The organism is Dyella sp. 01L423 (assembly GCF_056399945.1).
The window spans coordinates 161,929-176,710 of record NZ_JBFTSI010000004.1; the positions used below are offsets into that span (position 1 = coordinate 161,929).

Below are 14,782 nucleotides of genomic sequence, written 5' to 3' on the forward strand. Positions count from 1 at the left end.
GGCGGCGCAAAGGACAAAGCTTGGACCGGCTCTCCGCCCGACAACTCTATGACAGCGTTCACGAGCGCATGGCCTTGCGCTGGGTCTCCGGCATGCGCGGCGAGTCGCGCGCGCTCGAACAAGCCGCGACGACCACGCGCCGCCCCTCGCTGATCGGCTACCTCAACGTCATCTATCCGAACAAGATCCAGATCATCGGCACCGAGGAGCTGAACTACCTCGACAGCCTCGATTCGCGCCAGCGCTGGGAGGCGATCAACAAGATTGCCGCCTATCAGCCGGTGGCGATGATCGTGACCAAGGATCAGGCCATCCCCAGCGACCTGCGCGAAGTGGCGGAAGAAACCAATACGCCGCTATGGATCAGCTCCAAGCGCGGCCACGAGTTGCTGACCTGGATGCAATACCACCTGGCGCGCATCCTGGCGCCCAAGGTCACGCTGCATGGCGTGTTTCTGGAAGTTTTTTCGATCGGCGTACTGATCACCGGCGAATCGGGCTCGGGCAAGAGCGAGCTTGCGCTGGAACTGATCAGCCGCGGTCATCGACTGGTTGCCGACGACGCCACCGAATTCACCCTGATCGCGCCGGATGTGATCGACGGCACCTGCCCCGAGCTGCTGCAGGACCTGCTGGAAGTGCGCGGCCTGGGCGTGCTGAATGTGCGCGAGATGTTTGGTCACACGGCGGTCAAGCCATCCAAATACCTTCGCCTCGTCGTGCACCTGAAACCGTTGCGCGAGGGGGAAGACACCGATGGACTCACTCGCCTCACGGGCGATATCGGGCACCGCGAAATCTTCGAGGTGCCAGTGCCGATGATCACCATCCCGGTGGCGCCCGGCCGCAACCTTGCGGTGCTGGTCGAAGCCGCCGTGCGCAACCACGTGCTCAAGAGCAAGGGCATCGACCCGGCACAGACTTTCATCGACCGCCAGGCGCACCAGATGCGCCGGCTGCCTCCGTGGTGACCCATGAGCGACACGAAATCCACTAGCAACCCAGCCGACGCGATCAATCTGATCGTGCTCACCGGCATGTCCGGTGGTGGCAAGACAGTGGCCTTGCGCGCGCTGGAAGACCTGGATTTCTACTGCGTCGACAACCTGCCCACCGCCCTGCTGCCGCAGCTGGTCGCGGCGGTGAGCCGCAATGTGGAAGGCAAGCGTCGCCACGTCGCCGTGGGCGTGGACGTGCGCAATCCTGGCGAAGACCTCAAGCGCATGCCGGCCATCCTGTCGGAGCTGGCCGCGGCGGGCGTGAAGGCGCATCTGATCTTCCTCGACTGCCGCGACGATGTGCTGATCAAGCGCTATTCGGAAACGCGTCGCCGCCACCCGCTGTCGTGGCAGGGCCTGTCGCTGGCTGATGCGATCGCCGAAGAACGCCGCGTGCTGCGCCCGCTCTCGGCTATTGCCGACAAAGTGATCGATTCGAGCGAGCTCAACGTGCATCAGCTGCGCCGCCTGTTCGCTGCCGGCTATGCGGAAGCCACCGAAGGCCTCACCCTGATGTTCCAGTCGTTCGCGTTCCGCCGCGGCTTGCCGCTGGACGCGGACTTCGTGTTCGATGCGCGCTGCCTGCCGAACCCGCACTGGGATCCCACGCTGCGTCCGCTGTCGGGCAAGGATGCCGCCGTGAGCGCCTATCTGGATGCCCAGCCCCTGGTCGCCGAATACTATGCCGACACGGCGCGCTGGCTCGACACCTGGCTGCCGCGCTTCGAGGCGGACGATCGCAGCTACGTCACCATCGCCATCGGCTGCACCGGCGGTCGGCACCGCTCGGTGTATCTGGTGGAAAAGCTTGCCGCCCATTACCGCGCGCTACGCAATGGCGTGCTTACCTTCCATCGCGAACTCGAGTGATAGCCATGCTGAGCATCCCTGTCCAACGGATCGGCACGCCGTCATGAGCGTCGGCGTGCTGTTGATGACACACGAGGCGGTCGGCCAGGCACTGATCTCCGCCGCCCACCACGTGCTGCCCAAATTGCCCCTGCGCGTAGAGGCTGCCGAAGTTCCGCCGCACTCCGATCCGGATGTGATGCGCACGCTCACGGCCAAGCATGCGCGTGAACTGGACGAAGGCGACGGCGTACTGGTGCTGGCCGACCTTTACGGCGCCACGCCCTGCAATATCGGCTTGTCGCTGGGTGCGCTTGGCGTGCGCTTGCGCTGCGTGTCGGGACTGAACCTGCCGATGCTGCTGCGCGTACTCAATTACGCAGAAAAACCGTTGGACGAGCTGGCGGAAATCGCCGCCAGTGGTGGCCGCGGAGGAATCTTCATCGACCATGCTTGAAAAAGAGATTGTTGTTTCCAACAAACTGGGCTTGCATGCCCGCGCCTCGGCCAAGCTGGTGCAGCTGGTGCAGGGCTTCAAATCCACCGTGTGGCTTATAAGCAAGGGCCGCGAAGTGAATGCACAAAGCATCATGGGCGTGATGATGCTGGCCGCCGGCATCGGCACGCCGCTGGTGGTTCGGGCCGATGGCCCGGACGAGGCGTCCGCCATCGATGCCGTGGTCGCGCTGTTCGATCGCAAGTTCGACGAAGGAGCCTGAGTGCGGAAAGAGATTGCCCGCGACTGCCGAGGTGAGGCCGTATTCACGGCCCGGTGGGCTGCGTCGTGCGATCTTTCTGATCCAGCATTCGACACGTTGGCCGGATGCCGACGTCGCGCACGGCCGGACCGGCCGTTACACCATGGAAGGCATGCATGAGACAGGTACTGACAGGCACCACGGCAGCAAAAGGCATGGCCCTTGGCCGCGCCCGCCTGGTGCAGCCCAGTCGCTACCTGGTCGACACCCGTCCGCTCAATGAAGACGAAGTCGAGAGCGAACTTGCCCGGCTGCATCGCGCACTCGATACCGCGCGACAGGAACTGCGCGAGCTGCGCGGCAAGCTGCACGGCGCACTCGCCCGCGAAGTGAACGAGTTCATCGATGCGCACAGCCTGCTGCTCGATGACCCCGAACTGCTGCGCGGCCTGGATGATCTCGTTCGCATCGGTCACTACCGCCCCGGTGCGGCGCTGAAGAAGCAGCGCGATCGCCTCGCGGCGGTGTTCGAGGCGATGGACGATCCCTACCTGCGTTCGCGCAAGGAGGACGTCGACCAAGTGATCGGTCGCGTGATCTCGGCCCTGCAGCGCCAGACCAGTCGCGAAGAACGCAAGCTGGCCGCACGCGTGGGCGAAATCCTGATCGCCGACACCATCGCCCCGGCCGACATGGCGCATCTTGCGGGTGCCGGCCTGCTTGGCGTGGTGGCCAGTTCCGGCAGCCCGTATTCGCACAGCGCGATCCTCGCGCGCAGCCTCGATCTACCCATGCTGGTGGGCGCGCGCGATGCGTTGTCGACCATCCACGATGACGACCTGATCCTGCTCGATGCCGAACGCGGCGAAGCCGTGGTGCATCCCACCGCACAGGATCTGGCTCATTACCGCGCCTGGCAGCGCGAAGCCGCAGCCGAAGGTCGTCGCCTCGCTACGCTGGCGAATGCGCCGACGCGCACGCGCGACGGCGTCGACATCCGTCTGTTCGCCAACGCGGAGATGCCTGCCGACATTGCCATGGCGCGCGCACGCGGCGCCGACGGTGTGGGCTTGTATCGCACCGAATTCCTGTTCTTGCGCCAGAAGGGACTGCCCACCGAAGACGAGCAGTTCATCGCCTATCGCGATCTCGTGCTCGGCATGGGCGGCTTGCCGGTCACCATCCGCACGCTCGATCTGGGTGCGGACAAGGCCGACGCTGCAGGCCTCGTCTTGCGCGGCGAAGACAACCCGGCGCTGGGTGTGCGCGGCGTGCGCTTGTCGCTGCGTTATCCGGCGGTGTTCTCCACGCAGATTCGCGCCATCCTGCGCGCGGCCTGCTACGGACCGGTGCGCGTGCTGGTGCCGATGGTGACGCAGCCCGACGAACTCATCGCGGTGCGCACGCTGTTCAAGCTGGCTCGCCAGGAGCTTAAGCGCGAGAACATCGACCTGCCGGAAAAACTGCAGCTCGGCGCGATGATCGAAGTGCCGGCAGCGGCCATCAATGTGCGCGCCCTGCTTGAGCACGCCGACTTCCTGGCCATCGGCACCAACGATCTGGCGCAGTACGTGCTCGCCGCCGACCGTGGCAACGATGCGTTGGAAAACATCTACAACCCGTTGCAGCCCGCGCTGCTGCGCCTGCTTGCCTACGTGATCACCGAAGGCCGCCGCGCCAAGAAGGGCGTGAGCCTGTGCGGCGAGATCGGCGGCGATGCGAATTTCACCGGCCTGCTGCTGGCCCTGGGCTTGTGCGAGTTCAGCATGCATCCCAGTCAGTTGCTGCATGTGCGCGACCGCCTTGCCTCGCTCGACCACGCCGTACTGCGGGCGCATGCGCCGCGCATTCTTCGTGCACGCACGCATGAGGAAGCTGAGGCGTTGCTGGCAAGCATTACTGCCTAACCCTACCGCCGGAACGGTTCTTTGTGGGAGCGCACCCTGGGCGCGACTGGTTGTCGCGTCAGGCCAGTCGCGCACAGGGTGCGCTCCCACAGTTATTCGAGGCCGTCAGGCCGCACTGGCGAGAAACGCCTCGATCAACGCCCCGCGATAGCGCTGCCGATGCAGCAGCAACGACAGCTTGCGATGCAGATCGAGGAACGGCGTGCGCAACACTTTCAGCCGCCCCGCGGCCACCGCATCGATGATGGCTACTTCGGGAATACAGGCGATGCCCAAGCCAGCGATCACCGCTTGCTTGATCGCTTCAGCCTGATCCAGCTCCAGCACCGTTTCGCCGGGCGGCAAATTGGCAAGCGCACGCTCGCTCAAACTGCGCGTGGCCGAGCCTGGTTCGCGCAGCACCCAGCGGGTTCCGGCAAAGTCCTCGGGCTCCAGACGCCGTTTGCGCGCCAGCGGATGATCGGGCGACGTGCACACCACCAGCGCGTCGTCGCGCCACGGTCGTACTTCCAGCGAGGGATGGGCCACGGGCCCTTCGACACAGCCCAGCTCCAGCTCATGATCGAGCATGGACGCCACAATTTCGGAAGTGTTCGACACCCGCAATCGGACCGAGACATGCGGATGCGCGCGCACGAACGCACCGAGCAATTCACCCACACGGTAATTGCCCACCGTGTTGCTCGCGCCCACGCGCAGCTCGCCGCCCAGCTCGTCGACGCGACCGCTGCCCAGGCGTCCGAATTCCGCATAGCGCTCCAGCAGCTCCTGCGCCAGCGGCAGCAATTCCCGGCCACGCGTGTTGAGGCGCAGCCGGCCGCGCTCGCGGGCGAACACGGCAGCGTCGAGCTGCCGTTCCATCTCCGCCAGCGCCATGCTCGCCGCCGGCTGGGTGAGATGAAGCATCTCGGCCGCCGCACGCACGCTGCCGAGGCGTGCGATCTGCACGAACACCTCCAACTGGCGCGGGCTGATATTGATCATCAGGCTATCTTATAACAGCCATCAATAATTCAAAGTTTTCCTGATGGACGGCGAGGCGGAAAATGCCGCCATTGCAGGAGAACCGCATGAACGCCGCCGTCGCCATCCCCACCACTCCCACGCCTTCCCGCCTCCCCGGTTTACTGCTGTCGGTGGTGATCGCCCTGGTCGCGCTGGGACTGGGCAAAGTGGCGCCGCTGATCGGCGGCCCGGTGTTCGGCATCGTGCTGGGCATCCTGGTGCGCAATACGGTGGCTCCGGGCGGCAGCTACACACCCGGCATCCAGTTCGCGGGCAAGCAGGTGTTGCAGTGGTCGATCATCGCGCTGGGTTTCGGCTTGAGCCTGAATCAGGTGGCCAAGACGGGGCTGGAATCGCTCTCGGTCACGCTGGTGACGATGACGGTCGCCTTTCTTACCGCATGGGGCCTAGGCCGACTGCTGAAGGTCCAGGACAAGCTGAAGATCCTGATCGGCGTGGGCACGGCGATCTGCGGCGGCTCGGCGATTGCCGCCGTCACGCCCATCATCAAGCCCGACGAACACGACACCGCGTTCGCCATCTCCACCATCTTCCTGTTCAACCTGGTCGCGGTGTTGTTGTTCCCGCTGTTGGGGCACCTGTTGCACCTCTCGGATCTGGGCTTTGGCCTGTGGGCGGGCACCGCCATCAATGACACCTCCTCGGTGGTTGCGGCGGGTTACAGTTTCAGCAAGGCGGCTGGCGATTACGCCACCATCGTCAAGCTCACCCGCGCCACGCTGATCATTCCGATCTGCCTGATCCTCGCCTTCGCCACCGCGTGGAAGCAAAAGAAGCAAGGCGCCACGGATTTCAGCCTTGCGCGCATCTTCCCGTGGTTCATCCTGTGGTTCCTGGTAGCTTCCGCCATCCGCACGGCGGGCCTGGTGCCGGTGGCGATCCAACCGGCGCTGCACCTGGCGGCCGAGTTCCTGATCATCGTGGCACTGACGGCGATTGGCCTCTCGGCGAATTTGCGCAAGATGGCCTCCACCGGTGCGCGCCCGATCCTGCTGGGGCTGGGCGTATGGGCGGCGGTGGCAGTAAGCAGTCTGGTCGTGCAGCTGGTGATCGGGCAGCTCTAGGGATCGATTACGCTTGACGTCGAGTCATCTCGACAACGGAAGCCACCATGCAGCTCCAAGGCCAGTGTCACTGCGGCAATATTGCCTATACGCTCGACTGGGAACCCGATCCCATCGAGATCCCAGCACGCGCCTGCGACTGCACCTTCTGCACCAAGCACGGCGCTGTTTGGACGTCCAATCCGGATGGCGAGCTGCGCGTCACCATCGGCCATCCTGAGTTGGTGAACCGTTACGCGTTTGGCACCGGCACGGCAGCTTTCCATATTTGCCGGCAATGCGGCGCGGTACCGCTGGTGACCTGCACGGTGGATGGCCAGGTCTATGCCGTGGTCAACGTAAACACGATCGACAATCTCGACACCGGCTTGCTGCAGCATCGCGCGGCGAGTTTCAGCGAAGAAGACCTGAGTGCCAAGCTGGCGCGGCGACAGTCGAACTGGATCGCGAACGTCAGCTTCTTCGAACGCAGCACCTGATCAAGCAGACGGTTGCACCGCGAGTGTTTTGAGGATGGCCAACGGCCCCGCCAGATTGCTGGCCAGCGCCTCCGGCAAGCGGTGACGCGAGAGTATGTATTCCGGTGCATTGCTGGCCATCCAGGTCGCGCCCTGGCCGTCGTCCCACACCAGCGCCTTCATTGGCAGATCCAGCCCCACCAGGGGCTCCACCTGCATCAAGGGCGTGCCGCCCTTGGGATTGCCGAAGATCAGCATTTGTTCCGCGCGCATGGTGAGGCCGGCGCGCGCTGCGTCGCCGCTGAAGTCGATCAACGCGAAAACGGTTGCGCCATGCGACTCCAACGCCTCCCGCAGTTTGGCGATGGTCGTGGGCACATCGAATGCGGAGCGGAATTGGACGATCCCGTTACTGGTCTGGCTGGACATCCGAGTGCCTCGTTACGGGTGACATAACGACGCATTTTCAGCCCATGCGCGTTAATCCGGCGCATGCAAAAAAAAGCGCACCCCGGCCCACACCGGGGTGCGCTATACGACTAGGCGCGATGAATCAGCGCATGCCGCCGCCGGCGTAGAGCTGCTCGCCGGTGAGCCAGTAGGAGTCGTTGGAGGCCAGGAAGGTCACGATGGAGGCGATGTCGTCCGGCTGGCCGATGCGGCCCAGCGGGGTCTGCGCAATGGCGCCCTGGTGGAAGTCCGAACCGATAAAGCCGGCGGTGTGAGTGCCTTCGGTTTCCACCATGCCCGGGTTCACTGCGTTGACGCGGATCTTGCGCGGGCCAAGCTCACGCGACAGCACGCCGGTGATCGCGTCCACGGCACCCTTGGTGCCCGTGTACACCGCGCTTTCGGCCGGCACGATGCGCGACACCAGCGAACCGATGTTGATGATGCTGCCGCCATCCTTCATGTGACGCGCCGCGGCCTGCGTGGTCAGCAGCAAGCCCAGCACGTTCACGTTGAACTGCTTGTGGAAGTGCTCCTCGGTGATGGCATCCAACGCGCCAAATTCATAGACGCCCGAGTTGTTCACCAGGATGTCCAGACGACCGAAGTTCGACACGGCGGCGTCGGCCAGGCCTTTCGCATCAGCTGCCTTGGAAACGTCGCCACCCACGGCCACGGCCTTGCCGCCCGCCTTGGTGATTTCGGCGACCACGGCATCCGCGCCGGCCTTGCTGGAAGCGTAATTCACGACCACCGAAGCACCTTCGGCGGCGAGCGCCTTGGCGATGGCGGCACCAATACCCTTGGATGCGCCGGTAACAACAGCCACTTTACCTTTGAGCTTGCTCATGACGGATACCTGTTCAGGTTTGTGTGTAGAAAGGGGTTGGGACAAGTTGTTGTCCCATAGTTCGTAACATACGAACTTAAGAACTAGATTGCAAGTGCTGCTAAAATGAGCACATGAGGCCCCTGACCCACCCATCCATTGACGATGTCACCGTCGAAGGCATCCTGCATGCCCTCTCCGATCCGGTGCGCGCCACCATATATTGGCAACTGTCCTGTGCGGACAGCGCGAACAGCTGCTCCGTATTTCTCAAGCTGGAAGACCGCTGCATTCCCAAGTCGACGCTGTCACAGCATTTTCGTGCGCTGCGCGAAGCCGGCCTGATACGCAGTGAACGCCGTGGCGTGGAAATGCTCAACACCACGCGCTGCGCGGAAATCGAAGAACGTTTTCCGGGATTGCTGCCTGCGATCAAGCAGGCGCAGAGCATCCAGTGCGCCGCGCGCAAGCAAGATGCTGCGCCCAAGCTCGTTGTCGGCGAAGTGCACGGCGGCTGAGTCAGCCGCCAGGAGGAGCAAGCTCAGGCCTTGCCCTGCTCCACCAGCGTAAGCGCGACCTTGTCGCGTAGATACACCGGCAAGGCGTGTTCCGGCGCGTCGGCGCGACCCGCCAGGAATTCGCGTGCAGCGAGCTCGGCGACGTGGCGTGCCTGCGGATAGCGCACGCCTTCCGCGGAACGCAGTTCGCCGGTGAGATGCGGACGCAGCACGTCGGCATAAGTGGTCCAACCCGTGCCGACCACGTGCCATGCCGGCGATACCGACAAGCGAAGATCGGCGGGTAGACAGACACGTTCCTCGTCGAGCTCGATGAGTCCGCCGTTGTCGTCGCGTCGGTAGCTTGCGGCGTAGATCTCACCCATGCGGGCATCGATCACGGCCAGGATGGCCGCATCGTCCTCGGGAGCTTCCAGCGCCAGCGCGGCCAGGGATGACACCGTCACCACGGGCACGTCCAGCGCCAGCGCCATGCCTTGGGCGAGCGAAATGCCGAGGCGCACGCCGGTGAAGGCGCCCGGACCGCGGCCCACGGCGATCACATCGAGTGCATGCCGCCCCAGCCCGGCCTCGGCGAGCAGCGCGTCTGCCATGGGCAGCACCAGTTCGGCGTGGCGGCGTGGCGCGAGTTCGCTGCGGGCGACCACTTCGTCGCCGTGGATCAGGGCGACGGAGCAGGCTTCGGTGGAGGTTTCGATGGCGAGCAGATTCATGGCTGCTCCATGATAGCCGGGCCAGCGGCCGCAGGCATGCTGGCGTACCAGTCGATGCGGCGGGTCAGGTACATCAACAGCGCCACCGTAAGCGCCAACACGATCGCGCCAATCAGCAAGGCGTACTCCTCGGCCGCCAGCACCACATAGAGCATGGCGTAAACCAGGGCCAGCGAGCCGCCCAGCAACAGGCCTGCTCGACGCGCACCGAGCACCGACATGGCGTAGCCGCCGACGATCGCCACCACTGCGCCCGCGGCCACCGCGTAGGCGAGTCCAAAGCCGATCTGCTCGGACAAGGCCAGCAACAACACATAGAACGTCGTCAGCGCCGCTCCCACCAACAGGTATTGCACCGGGTGCACGCGCAGACGCTTGAGCACCTCGAACAAGAAGAACGCCACGAAGGTCATCGTGATGAACAGCAGCCCGTACTTTCCGGCACGCACATTGCGTTGATAGACATCCACCGGTTGAAACAGCGCCACCCCGAAGGCGGCGCCGTGCACGGCAGTGTCGATGCGCGCATCGCTCGCATGCCACGACTGGCCGAACTTGCGATTGAGATCCAGCATGTGCCAGCGCGCCGAAAAGCCCTGCGCATTCACCGTGCGCTCCACTGGCAAGGCGGCACCGATGAAACTCGGGTCGGGCCATGGCGCATGCATCTTCACCTCGGTGGTGCGCGCCAGCGGCAGCAATTGCAGCGACTGCGTGCCGGCCAACTTCAGCTTCACCGAGAACTCGATCGGCTGGCCATTCAGCGCCTCCAGATCGAGCGGCACAACGACAGTAGAGGACGCTCCTGCAAGCGTCGCCGCCGATGATGCGAAGCGTTGCGGCTTGCCATTGACCAGCAACTCGGTGACTTCCTGCAAGCCACGCAGATCGCCGACCGCCAGTCGCAATTCCGACTTGCCATCCTGCCAAACGGCGGTATCCATTTGCCGCTGCTGCGCGATATCTTCCGCTGTGAATTTGCCGTGCAGCTCGACCGTGGAAGCGAACACGGGCGCTTCGTAGATGCCGTAGCGGCGCTTGTCCACCGACATGCCAATGCTCATGTCGGCAGTGTCGGGAAGCACCAGGGTGGTATCGGCCACATCGCGCAGTTCGCCGCCGGTCATCGCGATCTTTTCGTGCGACGGCACCGCAAGCACCAGTCCACCGAGCAACTGTTCACCGCCCCAACCCTGCGCGATCTGGTCGATCGCCGCCTGTCGCATGCCTTGTCGTTCTTGCACCAGCGACTGCACCTTCCACAGCGGCAGCAACATCAGCAGCGCCAGCAGGCCCACGCCCAGCACCTTGGCGGTCCAGCCCTTCATCCAGCTTCCCATGGCCCCATCCTTAGTTTCGGAGACTGCAGGAAAACAAACGTCGGGGCTAATGGGCGGGCGCTCAGCTGTCGACTCACGCGCGACTTGTGGCAGAACTCGGGCGCAACTCATTACCCCGGAGGTAATCGCTACCTTGCGCCACCGGTCGCAAGCTGTTTCCACACCAACCCACGAAGGAATACGCCATGACCGACCATGCCCATGCGCTTGCCCAGCGCTATATCGCCAGCTGGAATGAAACCGACGCCCTGCGCCGCCGCAGCTTGATCGAAGACGTCTACGCCGAGCATGCGCGCTACACCGATCCGATGGTCGACGCCAAGGGCTGGCAGGCTATCGACGCCACCGTCGCTGCCGTGCAGGAGATGTTCCCGGGCCATCGCTTCGCATTGGCCGGTGTGGTCGATGCGCATCACGACACGCTGCGCTTTCAGTGGCATCTCGCCTCGCCCGGCGCGGACGAGCCGCTGGTGATCGGCTTCGATGTCGCCGCGCTGGAAGACGGACGCATCCGCCAGGTGTTCGGCTTTCTCGACAAGGTGCCGCAACTGGTCTGATCACCGCCGCCGGACGGCACCACGCCGTCTGGCATGGGCCGGCGATGCGTCCTCGTGGGAACATCGCTGCAACGAGGCACGACGGAGTCACGCATGAGCGCCACGGTTTCCATGCTTGCCCGCCCGGTGGGCGACCTGTTGCGGGAATGGCGGAGACATCGCCGGCTTAGCCAGCTTGATCTCGCCTGCGGCGCGGAGATTTCCACGCGCCACCTTAGCTTCATGGAATCGGGCCGCTCGCAGCCCAGTCGCGACATGATTCTGCGCCTGGCGGAATACCTGGAGATTCCCTTGCGCGAACGCAATCAACTACTGGTGGCCGCGGGATTCGCACCCGTCTATCGCGAACGCACGTTCGACGATCCTGCGTTTGCCGCCGTGCTCGGTTCGATCCGCCTGTTGCTGAAAGGTTTGGAGCCTTATCCCGCGCTCGCCGTGGACCGCCACTGGAATCTGATCGAAAGCAACCAGGCCACGCAGCGCATGCTGGCAGGACTGGTGCCGCAATGGCTCAAGCCTCCGATCAATGTGCTGCGTCTCAGCCTGCATCCCGATGGACTGGCCCCGCACATCCGCAACTTGCCCGTGTGGCGCGCTCATCTGCTCGACCGCTTGCGACGCCAGATCGATGCCACTCATGACCCGGAACTCGTCGCCTTGCTACAGGAGTTGCGCGGCTATCCCGGCGACGATGTCGAGGGACACGAAGTGCTCAGCAGCTACATTGCCGTACCGATGGAACTGGCACTTGGCGATATCACGCTGTCGATGCTGAGCACCACCACGGTATTCGGCACGCCGATGGACATCACGCTGGCCGAACTCGCCCTGGAGGCTTTTGTCCCCGCCGACGAAGCGACCGCGCACCATCTGCGCGATATGGCCGCTCACGCCTAAGCTCAGGCCGGCGGCTGCCACAGTTCGATGCGCGTGCCTTCCGGATCCATGATCCAGCCGAACCGGCCGAACTCGCTCTCCTCTACCTTTTCGTCGACGGTCACGCCGTCGGCGCGCAGCTGGGCGAGTAAGCCGTCCAGGTCATCCACGCGGAAGTTGATCATGTACGGCAGTGTACTGGGCGCGAAATGCGTGGTGTCGGCCGCAAACGGCGACCATAGCGTGTAGCCCGGGCGCGCTGAGTCTTCGTTGAAGCGTGCCCCGCCCCATTTTTCAACGGGCAATCCCAGGTGTTTGGCGTACCACTCGTTCAACGCCTTGGCGTCGCGCGACTTGAAGAAGATGCCGCCGAGTCCGATAACCTTTGCCATGTTGGTGCCCTCTGCGCTAGGGGTAAGGCGCCTATCATCTTTCGGGGGGCGGCCCGAAGCTAGTGCCCTGTCAACAGCGAGGTCCCCATGACGCGGGCATGCTGGGTACTGTGGCGAGCGGATGGGCCCCGGTCGCGCGCAAGGTGCGCTCCTACACGGTCGCTTCTTAGCCGGGCGCGGACGTGTCGTCGAAGAAGGCGGTTACCTGGGCCAGCTCTTTCGTGCGCGGCATGGGCGGAAGGCTGTTGAGGAACAGACGTCCATAACCCTTGCTGGTCAGTCGCGGATCGCATAGCACCAGCACGCCGCGATCATGCACGTCGCGAATCAGGCGCCCGGCCCCCTGCTTGAGCGCGATGACCGCGCTGGGCACCTGCCATCCCATGAACGGGTTGATGCCCGCCTGTTCGAGCGCTTCGAGCCGCGCCTGCAGCACCGGATCGTCAGGCGACGCGAACGGCAGTTTGTCGATCACCACCACGCTGAGCGCTTCGCCGGCGACATCCACCCCTTCCCAGAAACTGGCCGCACCCAACAGGACGCCGTGTCCGCTCTGGCGAAATTCCTCCAGCAGCCGATGGCGCGGCGCGGTGCCTTGCACGAACAACGGCCACGGCACGCGTTCCTGCAAAAGCTCAGCGGCGCGGCGTAGCGCACGATGCGAGGTAAACAACAGAAACGCGCGCCCATTGGACGCGTGCAATACCGGCAGCACCGTTTCGATCACGCGATCGGTGTAGTCGCGGGCGGAAGGATCGGGCAAGCCGGGCGGCAGATAACACAGCGCCTGCTTGGGATAGTCGAACGGACTTTCCACCTGCAACGTCTGTGGATCTTCCAGACCGAGTTGCCGTGCAAAGTGGTCGAAACTGGACGACACGGACAGTGTGGCCGAGGTATAGATCCATGCCGCCTGGGTCTGCTCTCGCATCGTCCGCAAGGGCGCCGCCAGATCGAGCGGCGTCGCGTGCAGGGCAAAGCCGCGCGGGAACAGCTCATACCAGCGCACGTCCCGCTCGCTTTCGCGCTCGGCGATGCGGTCGAGCCGCTCGCTCATCAACGCAGCGCGTTCGTGCGCGTTGGCGAAACCGCGCGAACGTTCCGCCTGCGACGCCAATACGTCGGTCAGCGCCGCCAGCACGTCGCGCAGTTCGTGCAGTTTGTCGCTGATCTCGCGATGGATCTCGAGCTGATGGAACGGCCCGCGCTCAGCCAGGCCATCCATGCTCAGCCGCAGCTTTCGCACAGCGTCTTGCATGGCCTCGACCGGCTCCAGCACCAGGCCGATGGCACCGGTGACACCATTGCATTCGCTCAGGCTGTCCTGTGCCAGATCGGTGAGCTGACGCGCGCTGAGGCTCTGTGAAAAGAACTGGCCCGCAAGCTCGGGGATCTGATGCGCTTCGTCCAGGATGAAGGCGCTGGCGCCGGGAAGAATTTCGCCGAAACCCTCCTGCTTGAGCGCCAGATCGGCAAACAGCAAGTGATGGTTGACCACCACCAGCTCGGCCTCCTGCGCCTCGCGACGCGCCTTGATCACGTGGCAGTCGTCGTAGAACGGACACTCCACGCCCAGGCAATTTTCCGGCGTGGAGGTGACGCGCGGCCACATCGGCGATTCTTCCGGCACCTCGGCCAGCTCCATGCGATCGCCGCGCCGCGTGCGCGCCGACCAGGCGCGGATCGCCGCGAGCTGGGAAGCCTGGGTACGATCAAAACTCGCGCCTTCGCGCACGGTCTGATCCAGACGGTAAAGGCATAGGTAGTTGGATCGCCCCTTGAGCAAGGCCGTCTTCAGGCGCACATCCAGCACCGACCGCATGCGCGGCAAGTCGCGGAAATACAGCTGGTCCTGCAGCGCCTTGGTGCCGGTGGACACGATCACGCGCTCGCCGGACAGCAGGGCCGGCACGAGATACGCGAAGGTCTTGCCCGTGCCCGTTCCCGCCTCGGCAATCAGCGTCTCGCGCTCGGCGATGGCGTGCTGCACGGCGCGCGCCATGGCCTGCTGGGCGGCGCGCGGGGCGAAATTGGGCAGCTCGCGGGCGAAGGGGCCTTCCGTGCCCAGCAGCGCCGCAACATCCTCGTGATCGATCATCCACCCAGT

General features: G+C 64.4%; 17 protein-coding genes. 10 read left to right on the forward strand and 7 right to left on the reverse strand.

The window, feature by feature from the left end; all coding sequences use genetic code 11:
• The first annotated feature begins 20 nt into the window (after positions 1 to 20).
• From hprK to ptsP, 5 genes are all read left to right on the forward strand, one after another.
• Positions 21 to 971, forward strand: a complete 951-nt coding sequence (hprK, locus tag AC1DMY_RS13400; protein WP_477165428.1) for an HPr(Ser) kinase/phosphatase — start codon at positions 21 to 23, stop codon at positions 969 to 971.
• Between the two features lie 3 nt (positions 972 to 974).
• Positions 975 to 1,868, forward strand: coding sequence for an RNase adapter RapZ (gene rapZ / locus AC1DMY_RS13405; RefSeq protein ID WP_477165429.1), 894 nt, complete (start codon positions 975 to 977; stop codon positions 1,866 to 1,868).
• A 43-nt stretch (positions 1,869 to 1,911) separates the two neighbouring features.
• Entirely contained in the window at positions 1,912 to 2,304 is a 393-nt protein-coding gene (locus AC1DMY_RS13410) for a PTS sugar transporter subunit IIA (protein ID WP_477165430.1), read from the forward strand.
• Positions 2,297 to 2,566, forward strand: a complete 270-nt coding sequence (locus AC1DMY_RS13415; protein ID WP_441603044.1) for an HPr family phosphocarrier protein — start codon at positions 2,297 to 2,299, stop codon at positions 2,564 to 2,566. Before AC1DMY_RS13410 ends, AC1DMY_RS13415 begins: the two co-directional genes overlap by 8 nt.
• Before the next feature lie 155 nt (positions 2,567 to 2,721).
• A complete protein-coding gene (ptsP, locus tag AC1DMY_RS13420; protein WP_477165431.1) occupies positions 2,722 to 4,452 on the forward strand; it encodes a phosphoenolpyruvate--protein phosphotransferase in 1,731 nt (576 codons plus the stop codon).
• 105 nt (positions 4,453 to 4,557) lie between these two features.
• Here the strand turns inward: ptsP and AC1DMY_RS13425 are convergent, their stop codons facing one another.
• On the reverse strand, positions 4,558 to 5,436 hold the full coding sequence (locus AC1DMY_RS13425; protein WP_477165432.1) for a LysR family transcriptional regulator: 879 nt from the start codon (positions 5,434 to 5,436) through the stop codon (positions 4,558 to 4,560).
• Between the two features lie 86 nt (positions 5,437 to 5,522).
• On the opposite strand from AC1DMY_RS13425, the gene AC1DMY_RS13430 reads away from it, so the two are divergent.
• Together AC1DMY_RS13430 and AC1DMY_RS13435 are read left to right on the forward strand one after the other, a co-directional pair.
• Entirely contained in the window at positions 5,523 to 6,542 is a 1,020-nt protein-coding gene (locus AC1DMY_RS13430; RefSeq protein WP_477165433.1) for a YeiH family protein, read from the forward strand.
• A gap of 47 nt (positions 6,543 to 6,589) precedes the next feature.
• Entirely contained in the window at positions 6,590 to 7,021 is a 432-nt protein-coding gene (locus AC1DMY_RS13435; protein WP_477165434.1) for a GFA family protein, read from the forward strand.
• On the opposite strand, the gene AC1DMY_RS13440 is transcribed toward AC1DMY_RS13435, so the two are convergent.
• Together AC1DMY_RS13440 and AC1DMY_RS13445 are read right to left on the reverse strand one after the other, a co-directional pair.
• A complete protein-coding gene (locus tag AC1DMY_RS13440) occupies positions 7,022 to 7,429 on the reverse strand; it encodes a DUF302 domain-containing protein (RefSeq protein WP_477165435.1) in 408 nt (135 codons plus the stop codon). It lies immediately after the preceding gene.
• 124 nt (positions 7,430 to 7,553) lie between these two features.
• Positions 7,554 to 8,300: a glucose 1-dehydrogenase gene (locus AC1DMY_RS13445; protein ID WP_441603050.1), complete on the reverse strand. Its 747-nt coding sequence runs from the start codon at positions 8,298 to 8,300 to the stop codon at positions 7,554 to 7,556.
• A gap of 113 nt (positions 8,301 to 8,413) precedes the next feature.
• On the opposite strand from AC1DMY_RS13445, the gene AC1DMY_RS13450 reads away from it, so the two are divergent.
• Positions 8,414 to 8,797, forward strand: coding sequence for an ArsR/SmtB family transcription factor (locus AC1DMY_RS13450; RefSeq protein ID WP_477165436.1), 384 nt, complete (start codon positions 8,414 to 8,416; stop codon positions 8,795 to 8,797).
• A 23-nt stretch (positions 8,798 to 8,820) separates the two neighbouring features.
• Here the strand turns inward: AC1DMY_RS13450 and tsaB are convergent, their stop codons facing one another.
• The gene (gene tsaB / locus AC1DMY_RS13455; protein WP_477165437.1) at positions 8,821 to 9,510 is read right to left on the reverse strand and encodes a tRNA (adenosine(37)-N6)-threonylcarbamoyltransferase complex dimerization subunit type 1 TsaB; all 690 of its coding nucleotides are present in this window, start codon (positions 9,508 to 9,510) and stop codon (positions 8,821 to 8,823) included.
• Entirely contained in the window at positions 9,507 to 10,850 is a 1,344-nt protein-coding gene (gene creD, locus AC1DMY_RS13460; RefSeq protein ID WP_477165438.1) for a cell envelope integrity protein CreD, read from the reverse strand. The genes tsaB and creD overlap by 4 nt, the downstream gene beginning before the upstream one ends.
• Before the next feature lie 185 nt (positions 10,851 to 11,035).
• Between creD and AC1DMY_RS13465 the strand changes: the two genes are divergently transcribed.
• Both AC1DMY_RS13465 and AC1DMY_RS13470 read left to right on the forward strand, forming a co-directional pair.
• Entirely contained in the window at positions 11,036 to 11,407 is a 372-nt protein-coding gene (locus tag AC1DMY_RS13465; RefSeq protein WP_477165439.1) for a nuclear transport factor 2 family protein, read from the forward strand.
• A gap of 93 nt (positions 11,408 to 11,500) precedes the next feature.
• Entirely contained in the window at positions 11,501 to 12,304 is an 804-nt protein-coding gene (locus tag AC1DMY_RS13470; protein ID WP_477165440.1) for a helix-turn-helix domain-containing protein, read from the forward strand.
• 2 nt (positions 12,305 to 12,306) lie between these two features.
• On the opposite strand, the gene AC1DMY_RS13475 is transcribed toward AC1DMY_RS13470, so the two are convergent.
• Together AC1DMY_RS13475 and AC1DMY_RS13480 are read right to left on the reverse strand one after the other, a co-directional pair.
• On the reverse strand, positions 12,307 to 12,675 hold the full coding sequence (locus tag AC1DMY_RS13475; RefSeq protein WP_477165441.1) for a VOC family protein: 369 nt from the start codon (positions 12,673 to 12,675) through the stop codon (positions 12,307 to 12,309).
• A 166-nt stretch (positions 12,676 to 12,841) separates the two neighbouring features.
• Complete coding sequence (locus tag AC1DMY_RS13480) at positions 12,842 to 14,773, reverse strand: ATP-dependent DNA helicase (protein ID WP_477165442.1); 1,932 nt, start codon at positions 14,771 to 14,773, stop codon at positions 12,842 to 12,844.
• Positions 14,774 to 14,782: the final 9 nt, after the last annotated feature.

Bases quoted from the DNA above. Each gene is read 5' to 3' on its own strand.
- rapZ (WP_477165429.1), top strand. From the start codon at position 975: ATGAGCGACACGAAATCCACTAGCAACCCAGCCGACGCGATCAATCTG.
- AC1DMY_RS13410 (WP_477165430.1), top strand. From the start codon at position 1,912: ATGAGCGTCGGCGTGCTGTTGATGACACACGAGGCGGTCGGCCAGGCA.
- AC1DMY_RS13415 (WP_441603044.1), top strand. From the start codon at position 2,297: ATGCTTGAAAAAGAGATTGTTGTTTCCAACAAACTGGGCTTGCATGCC.
- ptsP (WP_477165431.1), top strand. From the start codon at position 2,722: ATGAGACAGGTACTGACAGGCACCACGGCAGCAAAAGGCATGGCCCTT.
- AC1DMY_RS13425 (WP_477165432.1), bottom strand. From the start codon at position 5,436: ATGATCAATATCAGCCCGCGCCAGTTGGAGGTGTTCGTGCAGATCGCA.
- AC1DMY_RS13430 (WP_477165433.1), top strand. From the start codon at position 5,523: ATGAACGCCGCCGTCGCCATCCCCACCACTCCCACGCCTTCCCGCCTC.
- AC1DMY_RS13435 (WP_477165434.1), top strand. From the start codon at position 6,590: ATGCAGCTCCAAGGCCAGTGTCACTGCGGCAATATTGCCTATACGCTC.
- AC1DMY_RS13440 (WP_477165435.1), bottom strand. From the start codon at position 7,429: ATGTCCAGCCAGACCAGTAACGGGATCGTCCAATTCCGCTCCGCATTC.
- AC1DMY_RS13445 (WP_441603050.1), bottom strand. From the start codon at position 8,300: ATGAGCAAGCTCAAAGGTAAAGTGGCTGTTGTTACCGGCGCATCCAAG.
- AC1DMY_RS13450 (WP_477165436.1), top strand. From the start codon at position 8,414: ATGAGGCCCCTGACCCACCCATCCATTGACGATGTCACCGTCGAAGGC.
- tsaB (WP_477165437.1), bottom strand. From the start codon at position 9,510: ATGAATCTGCTCGCCATCGAAACCTCCACCGAAGCCTGCTCCGTCGCC.
- creD (WP_477165438.1), bottom strand. From the start codon at position 10,850: ATGGGAAGCTGGATGAAGGGCTGGACCGCCAAGGTGCTGGGCGTGGGC.
- AC1DMY_RS13465 (WP_477165439.1), top strand. From the start codon at position 11,036: ATGACCGACCATGCCCATGCGCTTGCCCAGCGCTATATCGCCAGCTGG.
- AC1DMY_RS13470 (WP_477165440.1), top strand. From the start codon at position 11,501: ATGAGCGCCACGGTTTCCATGCTTGCCCGCCCGGTGGGCGACCTGTTG.
- AC1DMY_RS13475 (WP_477165441.1), bottom strand. From the start codon at position 12,675: ATGGCAAAGGTTATCGGACTCGGCGGCATCTTCTTCAAGTCGCGCGAC.
- AC1DMY_RS13480 (WP_477165442.1), bottom strand. From the start codon at position 14,773: ATGATCGATCACGAGGATGTTGCGGCGCTGCTGGGCACGGAAGGCCCC.